This window comes from Burkholderia sp. 28_3 (genome assembly GCF_003253915.1).
Taxonomy (GTDB): domain Bacteria; phylum Pseudomonadota; class Gammaproteobacteria; order Burkholderiales; family Burkholderiaceae; genus Burkholderia; species Burkholderia cenocepacia.
In genome coordinates this window covers 300,419-310,790 of the sequence record NZ_QKZF01000008.1, presented here as the reverse complement: position 1 = coordinate 310,790, position 10,372 = coordinate 300,419, and the positions used below count along the sequence as shown (strand labels likewise).

9 protein-coding genes are annotated in these 10,372 nt (G+C 68.2%); 4 read left to right on the top strand and 5 right to left on the bottom strand.

Translation table 11 applies throughout. The features are described 5' to 3' along the window. Positions 1–141: 141 nt before the first annotated feature. From DFS13_RS19805 to DFS13_RS19795, 3 genes are all read right to left on the bottom strand, one after another. The gene (locus tag DFS13_RS19805; protein WP_006497816.1) at positions 142–684 is read right to left on the bottom strand and encodes a hypothetical protein; all 543 of its coding nucleotides are present in this window, start codon (positions 682–684) and stop codon (positions 142–144) included. 441 nt (positions 685–1,125) lie between these two features. Beyond that, positions 1,126–3,111, bottom strand: coding sequence for a gamma-glutamyltransferase family protein (locus tag DFS13_RS19800; RefSeq protein ID WP_034203784.1), 1,986 nt, complete (start codon positions 3,109–3,111; stop codon positions 1,126–1,128). Positions 3,112–3,342: 231 nt separating this feature from the next. After that, positions 3,343–4,299 carry a LysR family transcriptional regulator gene (locus DFS13_RS19795; RefSeq protein ID WP_006497819.1) on the bottom strand — a complete coding sequence of 319 codons (957 nt, stop codon included), beginning with the start codon at positions 4,297–4,299 and terminating at the stop codon, positions 3,343–3,345. Positions 4,300–4,401: 102 nt separating this feature from the next. Here DFS13_RS19795 and DFS13_RS19790 point away from each other — a divergent pair, with 102 nt between their 5' ends. The 4 genes from DFS13_RS19790 to DFS13_RS19775 all read left to right on the top strand — a co-directional run bounded on the left by DFS13_RS19790 (position 4,402) and on the right by DFS13_RS19775 (position 8,748). Then, the gene (locus DFS13_RS19790; RefSeq protein ID WP_111442027.1) at positions 4,402–5,526 is read left to right on the top strand and encodes an aryl-sulfate sulfotransferase; all 1,125 of its coding nucleotides are present in this window, start codon (positions 4,402–4,404) and stop codon (positions 5,524–5,526) included. A gap of 58 nt (positions 5,527–5,584) precedes the next feature. Next, the gene (locus DFS13_RS19785) at positions 5,585–6,940 is read left to right on the top strand and encodes a uracil-xanthine permease family protein (protein ID WP_006483692.1); all 1,356 of its coding nucleotides are present in this window, start codon (positions 5,585–5,587) and stop codon (positions 6,938–6,940) included. Positions 6,941–7,220: 280 nt separating this feature from the next. Further along, the gene (locus tag DFS13_RS19780; RefSeq protein WP_058903976.1) at positions 7,221–7,733 is read left to right on the top strand and encodes a DUF2165 family protein; all 513 of its coding nucleotides are present in this window, start codon (positions 7,221–7,223) and stop codon (positions 7,731–7,733) included. A gap of 79 nt (positions 7,734–7,812) precedes the next feature. Further along, positions 7,813–8,748: a tyrosine-type recombinase/integrase gene (locus tag DFS13_RS19775; RefSeq protein WP_111442026.1), complete on the top strand. Its 936-nt coding sequence runs from the start codon at positions 7,813–7,815 to the stop codon at positions 8,746–8,748. Positions 8,749–8,786: 38 nt separating this feature from the next. On the opposite strand, the gene DFS13_RS19770 is transcribed toward DFS13_RS19775, so the two are convergent. Continuing rightward, positions 8,787–9,266, bottom strand: a complete 480-nt coding sequence (locus DFS13_RS19770; RefSeq protein WP_006497823.1) for an RES family NAD+ phosphorylase — start codon at positions 9,264–9,266, stop codon at positions 8,787–8,789. Next, entirely contained in the window at positions 9,263–9,718 is a 456-nt protein-coding gene (locus DFS13_RS19765; RefSeq protein WP_006480981.1) for an antitoxin Xre/MbcA/ParS toxin-binding domain-containing protein, read from the bottom strand. The genes DFS13_RS19770 and DFS13_RS19765 overlap by 4 nt, the downstream gene beginning before the upstream one ends. Positions 9,719–10,372 lie beyond the last annotated feature (654 nt).

Here is a 10,372-nt window from a genome sequence, read left to right as displayed (position 1 = left end):
TCAAGCTGAAATTAAATGGGCTGAGTCCCGTGCAATACAGGACTCAGCCCTTGGCCGCTTAGCTTTTAACCGTCCAACTTCGTGGGGTCAGTTCAGCCCGCATCGAAGCGGACCGGGCCGTGGCGGGATGCGTGCTGTTTATTACAGCGCGCCGCCTTGCGCCGACGCCGAACCCTTCACGCCGACCGACGCGCCGCCCTGCACCGCGTTCGTCGCGCCTTCGAGCGCCTCGCCGGCCTTCGCCTTCGCGCCGCCCGCGACATCGCCCGCGGTCGACACCGCGCCTTGCGCATGGCTCTTCGTCGAACCTGCGACGTGCTTCACGTGCGACTTCGTCGCATGCACGGCCGATGCCGCCGCATCCTTCGTCGCGCCGGCCGCCGAACCGACCGCCTGCGTCGCGCCGCCCACTGCCGTGCCGGCTGCCGAGCCCACGCCGCCGACCGTCTTGCCGACGCCGTTCAGCGCGCCGCCGACGACGTTGCCCGCGCCCGAACCCGAGCCTGCCGCATTCGCGCCGGCGCCCGCCTGCACGCCCACGCCGCCGCCGAGCAGCGGCGTCTGGACCTGGGCGCCGACACCTGCGGAGCCCTGGGCGCCGGTCTGGGCGGTCTGTGCAAATGCAGCCGAAGTCGCCATCGCCGTCAGAGCGGCACCCAGCAGAATCGTACGAATCTTGTTCATGGTCATTCTCCCCAAAGACGTTGTTGCTGCGGGCCGCCTTCGTGCGGCTTGTCGCATGCCTCGCCGCGACATGCGGCAGGTGGAGCTAATGTAGCGGCGCCGACGCGCAAAACGATTGAATTGCGGGGACTGTTACTTCCGTTGCAAATGCTGACGATTGACTCACACTGTTTGACAATCGGGAGCTTGCGGCGGGTGAACGCCGTATTTGACGACGGGCGGGTGTGAACCGCGAGCCGGGACGACCGGCTGCGTCACGGCGACGACCTGCCCGATCGCCAGGTATCGGGAAAGCCGATCCACGCAACGGCCGGCTGACGAGCCGGCCGCTTTTATCTGCATCCCGAAGGACGAGTGACGCCCGGTCGTCGATGCAGCCTCGTCATGACGCACGGCCCCGGTCGCCGACAAGCGGACCGGGGCCGTGCGCATTCCACCCGGTTACGGCCGGAACGTATCGCCGAGCACGACGCCTTCGCGACGCGGATCGGTGCCGCCCTGCAACGCCGGCGACTGGCCGACCGTCACGCGCATCACGGTGTTGACGCCGCTCGCCTGCGCGGACGTCGACACCTTGTGCCCGAGCGCGAGCAGCCCCGTGATCAGCGGATCGTTCGCGCCGTTGTTCGCCGCGTTGACGTTCGGATGTTCGCCGCCGACCGTGGTCGTCGGGCTGTTGCTCGCGCCGAAGTCGACGAGGCCCGCCGACTGCTGCGCATCGAGCCCCCAGTCGAGCGCGCCGACCAGCGTCTTGACCACATATTGCGGAATCGTGCCGCCGCCCGGCGAACCGGTCGCCATCACGAAGTCGCCGCGCGAGCCGTCGGCGGCCTGCCCGAACACGATCGTCGGCGCCATCGAGCTGCGCGGCCGCTTGCCCGGCTGCAGGCGGTTGGCCACCGGATTGCCGGACGTGTCGAGCGGGTTCGCGGAGAAATCGGTCAACTGGTTGTTCAGCAGGAAGCCGTTGGTCATGTGGAACGAGCCCATGCTCGACTCGACCGTCGTCGTCGCGCTCAGCACGTTGCCGTCGCCGTCCACGATCGTGAACTGGTTCGTGCCGTGCTCGATCAGCGTCGTGTCGACGCCGAGCGGCACCGCACCGAGATTGCCGGGCTGCGCGGTGCCCATGCTCTTGGTCGTGTCGATCAGCGCCGCACGCGATTTCAGGTACGGCTTGTTCAGCAGCGTGTCCCACGTGCCGCCCGGCAGCGGCACGAAGTCGGTATCGGCCACGTACTTGTCGCGGTCCGCATAGGCGAGCCGTTCGGCCTCGGTGACGAGGTGGACGCCCGCGACGGTCGGCTTGCCGCCTTCGAGATCGATCGCCGTCGGCTTCAGCGACTTCAGGTCGAAGTTCTCGAGAATGCCGAGCGCCGACGCGACCGCGATGCCGCCCGACGACGGCGGCGGCATCCCGCACACCCAGTAGCTGCGATAGGTCGTGCACACCGGGTCGCGGCGCTTCGCCTGATAGGCGGCGAGATCCGCGACGGTCGTCTTGCCCGGCGTGAGCGTCGAGCCGTCCGCGCCCTTCGTCACCGCGATCTTCGCGACGATGTCCTGCGCGATCTGCCCCGTGTACAGCGCATTCGCGCCCGACTGCGCCATCAGCGACAGCGTGCGCGCATACGCGGGGTTCTTCAGTACGGTGCCGAGCGTCTTCGGCGACCCGTCGGCGTTCAGGAAATACGCGGCGGCTTCGGGATCGCGCTTCAGGTTCGCGGCGTTCGCCGCGATCGCGTCGGCCAGCCGGCCGCCGATCGGGAAACCGTTGGTCGCGAGCGTGATCGCGTCGCCGAACAGGCTCTGCCACGGCAGGCGGCCATGATCCTGTTGCAGCGCCTCGATGAGCCGCGGCACGCCGATCGTGCCGATCGAGCGGCCGCTCGCGCGCGCGTTCGGCAGCGGCGCCGAATGATCGGTGGCGTCGTCGACGTAGCGCAGGTAGTTCTCGGTCGCGGCGGCCGGCGCGGTTTCGCGGCCGTCGTACGCCTGCAGCGTCTTGCCGCGCGCATCGTAGTAGAGCAATACGCCGCCCGACCCGAGGCCCGTCGCCTCGGGCACCGTCAGGCCGAGCACGGCCTGCACGGCGACCGCCGCGTCGGCGGCCGTGCCGCCCTTCTTCAGCACCGCGCAACCGGCCGCGCTCGCGTACGCGTTCGACGTGGCGACCAGGTACGTTTTCGCATGGACGGGCTTCATCCCGGTGCGATAGCCCGACGACGCTTCCGGCAGCGACGGGTCGCCCGGCTGGTTCGAGCCCACCACGACCGTCGCGCCGCTGTTGTCGACCGCGAGGCAGCTCGCATCGGTGGAAGGTGCGGTCGTGCGGCCCGCCTCGTTCTCGACGTCGCCGCCGCAGGCGGTCAACAGGGCGGCCGCGAGCAACGCGGACGCATACGGAAAAATCGCTGTTCTGTTCATTGTCTGCCGATGTTCTCGTCGATCGTTGCGATGGACATCCTGTTGCCTGCAACCCCCTCGGTGCACGGGCAACGCGTTCGATGGTCCCATGAACAAAATTTTTTCCGCAATAAGGAAATGGCGTAGTGCAACCGGACGTTGTGTGCGCAACGTCACCGAACCGGCATGCGGGTTCACCTGTTGCACTGCATCGCGTTTCGATACGCCGATGCGGCTCGCCGCGCGACGTCGTTATCTTTTCGCCCGGCGACGCGTGCCGCTCGACGGGCCGCTGCGTGCGAAGCCGTGCTCCATCGCGTCGATCGCCTCGGAAAAGAACTCGAGAAACATCGTCATCGCGACGGTCGCGCTCATGTCCGCCCGCTGGTAGATGCAACTGAACGAGCGCGCGCCCGCATCGGCCAGCGGCGTCCAGGCGAGCCGGCCGGCGGCCACGTCGTCCGCGACGTTTTCCGCGATCAGGAAGCCGACGCCGGCGCCTTCGGCCGCGAGACGCCGCACCATCGACACCGACCCGGTTTCGACCAGCGGCCGTACGTTGCGCGGCTGCCGCGCATCGATCTGGTCGAACATCGCGCGCAGCTCCGTGTCGGGCGTCATCAGGATCAGCGGATGCGCGAAGCAGTCGCGCATGCGCACCTTGCCACCCGTCGACGCCAGTGGATGACCGGGCGCCGTGACGACACCCAGCGGCTGCGCAAACGCGCGCACCTCGACGACGCCCGGCGCGGTACGCCGGCGCAGCGCATAACCGATGTCGACCTCGCCCGTCTCGACCCAGCGCACGATGCTCTCGCCGTTTCCGGAGCGCACGCTGTACGTGACGCCCGGGTAACGCTGCATCGCGGCAAGGATCGCGTCGGGCACGAGCTTTTCCGCGGTCGACGCGGGCACCGCGAGATTCACGTGGCCGCGCCGCAACGCGCGCAGGTCCTCGACCTGCGTCAGCGCGTTGTCGAAATCGCGCTGGCCGCGCCGCACGGCCGCGATCACGATCTCGCCGGCGAGCGTCAGCTGCATGCCGCGCGGCAGCCGGTCGAACAGCGGCACGCCGACCTGCTCCTCGAGATTGCGGATCTGCTGGTGTACCGCCGCGGCGGTCAGGTGCAGCGCATCGGCTGCCTTGCGAAGCGAGCCGCGCCGCGCGACTTCGTCGAAACAGCGGAATGTCTGCGATATCGAACGCATGTGGAGTCCGTTAGATTTTTCCGAACAGGCCGTCAAGAATAATCCGATTTTACTGACCGGACGAATCGTCTAGATTCCGCTGCATCCCCGTATCCGATTCGAATGGAGACCGCAGTGACGACCGTCGACCAGATCACCCAGCGCCGCCGCGGCGTCGGCCTCATCGCCCACGATCCCGCGCTGTCCGCAGGCGGCTATACGCTCATCGCGCCGCAGACCGCCGACGGCAACGTCTATCTCGTCGGCATCGACGGCGAGGTCGTCCACCAGTGGAAGATGCCCGTGCGCCCCGGCCGCCATGCGGTCATCCTCCCGAACGGCAACCTCGGCTACAACGGCAATCATCCTCACTCCGAATCGCGCTACGCACCGTGGTCGATGTGGCACGGCGGCGACTTCTACGAGGTCACGCCGCAAGGCGAAACGGTGTGGCGCTACGAGGACCCCGCGCATCACCACGACGCGCAGTGGCTGCCGAACGGCAACCTGCTGTATGCGGCGTGCGAACCGGTCGACGCGGCCTTCGCGCGGCGCGTGCCGGGCGGCACCGCGCACGGCGACGACGAGGTGATGTTTGCGGACGTGATCCGGGAAGTGAACCGCGCCGGCCAGATCGTCTGGGAATGGCGCGCACGCGACCATCTGCGGCCGGAGGACTTTCCGATCGCGGCAGGCTTCGGCCGCTATCACTGGCCGCTCGTCAACGGTCTCGCGGTCGATGCGGACGGCCGCGTGCTGATGAGCCTGCGCACGACGTCGGGGATCATCGGCGTGAACCGCGCAACCGGTCGCGTCGACCTGCACATCGGTCCCGACGTCGTATCGCACCAGCATGCGCCGGTGCCGCTTCCGAACGGCAACATCCTCGCGTTCGACAACGGCAATTTCCGTCACGGTGCGCACGTCGTGTTCTCGCGCGTCGTGGAAATCGATCCGGCGACGCGGCGCGTCGTGTGGTCGTATGCGGACGACGTCGTGAACCTGTTCTACACGCCGTTCATGGGCAACGCGCAGCGCTTGCCGAACGGCAACACGCACGTCACCGAATCGTCCACGGGCCGGCTGTTCGAAGTGACGCCGGCCGGCGAGGTCGTCTGGGAATACGTGATCCCGTGGTTCGCCGAATACCCGGACGAAGCGGCGCGCAAGACCGGCCCCGGCCAGTTGAACAGCGTGTTCCAGACGTTCCGCTACAGCGCCGCGCAGTTGCCCTGGCTACGGACCTGAGCCTTCGTTCACCGCCGGTTTCCGGCGATCGTCGCCGTTCGTTTTCGAGGGGCCTGCCGTGTCGCACGATCCGATTTCCCCGCCCGTCGATGCCCGGCTGCCCGCGTGGCAGCTCGCGCTGTTCGGGCTGCAGCACGTGCTGTCGATGGCCGCATCGCCGATCACGGCCGTCTTCCTGATCGCGAAAGTACTCGCGCTGCCGGCCGACCTGACGGTCCAGCTGATCGGCGCGACGTTCTTCGCGTGCGGCATCGGCACGCTGCTGCAATCGCTCGGCGCCGGCCCGATCGGCGCGCGCATGCCGTTCGTGATGGTGCCCGGCGGCGCACCGACGATGCTGTTCGCGGGCATCGCCGCGCAATCGGGCCTGCCGACCGCGGCTGGCGCGGCGCTGCTCGCCAGCGCGTTCTACTGGGTGCTGTTGCCCGTCTTCACGCGCTGCCTGCGGCTCTTTCCGCGCATCGTCGTCGGCGCGATGCTGCTGCTCGTGTCGATCAACCTGATCCGGATCTACGCGACGATCGTCGTCGGGCAGCCCGGTTCGGCCGATTTCGCGCAGCCGCGCGCGCTCGGTCTCGCGCTCGCGACGATCGTTGCCACCGTCGTCGTCGCGGGCGCGTTCCGCGGCACGGCCGGGCGCCTCGCGGTGCTGATCGGGCTGATGGCCGGCGCGACGCTCGGCTGGGCGCTCGGCGCGATGCCCGCGCTCGCCGACGTGTGGCACGGGCCGCTCTTCACGCATCCGGTGTGGCTGCCGTTCGGCATGCCGCGTTTCGACGTGCTGGCCGCGCTGCCGCTGCTGATTTTCACCGCGATCTCGATGGCCGAGGCCACCGCGCAGACGGTCGCCGTCGGCGAAACGTGCGGCAAGCCGATTGCGCTCCGGCGCGACGTGCCGAAGACGATACGCGGCGATGCGCTCGCGTCGCTGGCCGGCGCGCTGTTCGGCACGCCGCTGATCGTGACCAGCGCCGAGAACATCGGCGTCGTGCAGACGACCGGCGTGCGCTCGCGCTACGTGACGGCCGCCGCCGGCGCGATGCTGATCGTCATCGCGCTGTTCGCGCCGCTCGCGCGGCTCGCGTATGCGATTCCGGCCGCCGTGGTCGGCGGCACCGCGCTGGTCGTATTCGCGATGATCGGCGTGATGGGCATCCGGCTGCTCGCGAGCGTCGACCTGCACGCGCGCGCAAACCAGTACACGCTCGCCGCCGCACTGGTGGTCGGCCTCGCACCGATCCTCGTGCCGAACCTGTATCGCCATTTCGGCGCACCCGTGCAGATCGTGCTCGGCAACGGCATGGCGGCCGGCACGCTCGCGGCGATCGCGACGCAACTGGCGTTCGCCGCGCTCGCGCGGCTGAACGGGCAGGCACACGCGGGTGCGGCTGCGGCGCCTTCGCACGACGCATAACGGCAGCGGCACGCACACGCGGCGCGCCGCTTGACGACGCCCGCGGATCGACCGACAATCGCCGCTCCCTCCTGGCGCGGGCACTCGATCCAGCCGGCGCGTGCGTCTCCTCGACGCCGCACCGGCTTCAGGTTTTCCAGTCCCGATCTCCGCGCCGCCGTGCACGCGCACGCTCTTCGACCGGCTTCGCCGGACACGCTTAACGCAGGTACCGCCCCTGAACGCCAGCACATAGCCGCGCGGTCACGCTCGTGCCTGCCCGTTCACTTCGGAGTCCATGATGATCATTCGTCTTTCCAAGGCAGCCATGGTGCTGGCCATGGCCTTTTTCGCGTCGCTCGTCGCATTCGGCAACATCACCGACTACGCGACGAATTTCGCGTTCGTGCACCACGTCTTCCTGATGGATACCACCTTCCCGGGCAACGGGATCATGTATCGCGCGATCGGCACGCCGTGGGTCCATCACGCCGGCTATATCGGCATCATTTCGATGGAAACGCTCACGGCCGTGCTGTGCTGGATCGGCGGCGCACGGCTGCTGCGCGCGCGACGCGCCGGCGATGCGGAATTCCGCGCGGCCAAGGGCCATGCGATCGCCGGCCTGACGCTCGGCTTCCTCACGTGGCAGGTCGCGTTCATGTCGGTCGGCGGCGAATGGTTCGGGATGTGGATGTCGAAGCAATGGAACGGCGTGCCGGACGCGTTCCGGTTCTTCATCACGCTGCTGCTCGTGCTCGTCTACCTGACGATGAACAACGACGGCATCGACGACACGCGTCACGCGCACTGACGCGCCCGTTGCGTCGCGTGCCGGCCGACCGGACATCGGGACGATTGCCGGCGTCACCGCGTCCGGCTATAAAGCGGAGATGGACACGAATCGCTGGATCCACGACCCCGTCGGCGCGTTTCGCGTCTGGCAGGAAACCGCCGCGACCGGCGCCGGCCGCCGGCCGTTCGCGCCGCGCTCGGTCGTGCAGCATGTCGCGATGTTCGAGCGATTCCTGCGCCACCTGAGTGCGCAGCGCGTGTCGCTCGCCACGTTCGGGCCCGACCACGTCGCGGCCTTCCTCGCGGAACTCGACCGTACCTGCGCGCCCGGCACGTCGACGCGCGTGCGCTATGCGAAGCTGATCGACCGGCTCGGCCGGCATCTGGTCGACACCGGCGTGCGGACGGTCCACCCGGCCGGCCGGTCGACGCGCGATCTCGCCTGGCCGGACGGCGAGCCCGAGCCGTGCTACCTGCCGCCCGATGCCGACGCGGCGCTGCAGCGCCATGTGCAGCCTCGAGCGGACGACACGCCGGCCGACTGCCGCAATCGCGCGATCGTCGCGCTGCTGCTAGCGAGCGGCATCACGTCGGCGGAAATTCGTGCGGCGACAGCCGACGCGCCCGAACTCGATGCGCAACCGCCGGTGTTGTCGGTGCCGCGCGATCGTGCGCGGCCGGCGCGCCGGATCGAACTCGCCGCGTTCGCGGTGGCGCCGCTCGCCGCATGGCGCGCGCGCTCGACCGACGCGCCGCCGTCGGTGCTGCTGTTTCCCGCGCCGCGCGGGGGGGCCATGAACGACATGTTCCTGCTGCTCGTCGTACGCGATGCGCTGAACGCGATCGCCTTTCGCGCAGCGGACATGAGCCCGCGCGTGCTGCGCAATACCTATGCGCGCCGCCAGTTGCTCGCCGGTCACGCACATGCCGACGTCACGGCGATGCTCGGCCTCGCCAGCATGCGAACGGTCACGCGTATCCGGCAGACGCTGCCGCCCGATGCGGCCGCGGATCGCGCTGCCCACGAACGCTGATCGCGCGCCGCCGGCGCGAACGTTGTTCCGCCGGCTCGCTATTCGCCCGGCTTCGACTGGACCAGCCGCAGAATTCGCGTGTCGTACGGTGATTGCATCACTTCCGCGATGCGGATGTCGGACGCGGCCGGATGCAGCGGATTCAACAGGAAGTTGTGGGCGTGCGGCACGACGACGCTCGGCACGCGCAGCAGCGCGCTCGGCTGCGTGTGCAGCCACTCAGTGCCGGCGCTACGCGTCCAGTCGACGTTCGTTCGCCAGTCGTCCGGCGCATCGCCTTCGGCGATTTCGGCGACGTCCACCGAATCGGGCACCTCGATACGCAGCAACTGGTACGCGCTCGGCAATTGCGCGACGGTGGCGATTTCGAAGTGAACGAGCGTCTCGAGCAACGCGAGCGCCGGATGCTCGGCGAGATACACGACGGGTTGCCCGGCGAAATGCCAGCGGCCGCCGGCCCGCAACCCGCCGATGCCTTTCAGATCGGCGTAATTGCTGATCCGCCACAGCGTCGTCAAGCGAAGTACCCCTCGTCGATCTGCGTGAGGGCCTCTTCGACGAGCCGCGCGCCATGCTCGGTGCTCGCCATGTCGAGCGACGTGCGGCCGCCGAAGCGCTGGAGCCCGTTGCGCAGCCACGCCATCGCCTTGTCCTGATCGCCGAACGTGGCCGTCGCCTGCGCGACGATGCGCGCGAGGCGGATCGCCTTGTCGGACTCTTCCGGCGACAGGCGTTCGTGCGCCTGGCGACGATGGCTCAGCGTGCGGCGCGGAATGATGAACGCCAGCTCGTCCGATTTCAGCCCGCGCTCGGACAGCCGGTCGATCACCGACACGTCGACGCGCGCGCTCGCCAGCTCGGCCAGATCGGCGCCCGAACGGACGCGGATCGCCAGCAGCTGCTCGAGAATCGTGAATTCGGCCTGCCGCGGATGAGCGACGCCCGAAGGATGAAAAGCGATGGTGCTCATGAGCTCTCTCCGGCAATTTGCCCAATCATTATAGGCGTTTTGCCGAATGCTTACGGATCGTCGAGTGGCGGAGCGGACGACTGCGCTGGCAGGCCGGTATTTCGGGGTATGCGAATCGAAGATTCGCCTCGGTGAGGCGGGGTTCATATTCAGTATATAAAGTCGTCGGTCCATGATGATCTGAAGTTGTCACGTAACAATTTCCCAACGGTGACCGAACGGAATGAAGGAAGCGCGCCGCTTCCCCGGCCGGTGCGTTGTCCTTCCTCGGTGTGACATAGCACTCGGCGAATTACACGTCGACCGCATGCTCCAGCAAGCCGACCGCGGCCCACCAGAGGTCGACGCGACCTAGCCAGATAGTGGCCAGCTATTGGCCGCCGCCGCGAAAGCGAATCACCCGCTGTATCGGTTCCTGTTCCCTCTCCCACCGATATCGATTCGACGCACTCGTGTCGCTGCGCTCTCTCGCCCGGTTCCGGGCAGACAGCACGACTCCCCCCAAACCACCGCCCATTACTTCGCATACCTGATCATAAAGACGGAAAGCAAACGGTAAGACAGCATCCACCACCGAAAGCCAGCTGTAACACACGCCCTCGCCCGAATCGATGCGCAAACCGCCTCATCGCCCCGCGTCGGGTCCCGTGCACT

Excerpts from the sequence above, each read along its gene's own strand:
- DFS13_RS19805 (WP_006497816.1), bottom strand. The coding sequence starts at position 684 with ATGAACAAGATTCGTACGATTCTGCTGGGTGCCGCTCTGACGGCGATG.
- DFS13_RS19800 (WP_034203784.1), bottom strand. The coding sequence starts at position 3,111 with ATGAACAGAACAGCGATTTTTCCGTATGCGTCCGCGTTGCTCGCGGCC.
- DFS13_RS19795 (WP_006497819.1), bottom strand. The coding sequence starts at position 4,299 with ATGCGTTCGATATCGCAGACATTCCGCTGTTTCGACGAAGTCGCGCGG.
- DFS13_RS19790 (WP_111442027.1), top strand. The coding sequence starts at position 4,402 with ATGGAGACCGCAGTGACGACCGTCGACCAGATCACCCAGCGCCGCCGC.
- DFS13_RS19780 (WP_058903976.1), top strand. The coding sequence starts at position 7,221 with ATGATCATTCGTCTTTCCAAGGCAGCCATGGTGCTGGCCATGGCCTTT.
- DFS13_RS19775 (WP_111442026.1), top strand. The coding sequence starts at position 7,813 with ATGGACACGAATCGCTGGATCCACGACCCCGTCGGCGCGTTTCGCGTC.
- DFS13_RS19765 (WP_006480981.1), bottom strand. The coding sequence starts at position 9,718 with ATGAGCACCATCGCTTTTCATCCTTCGGGCGTCGCTCATCCGCGGCAG.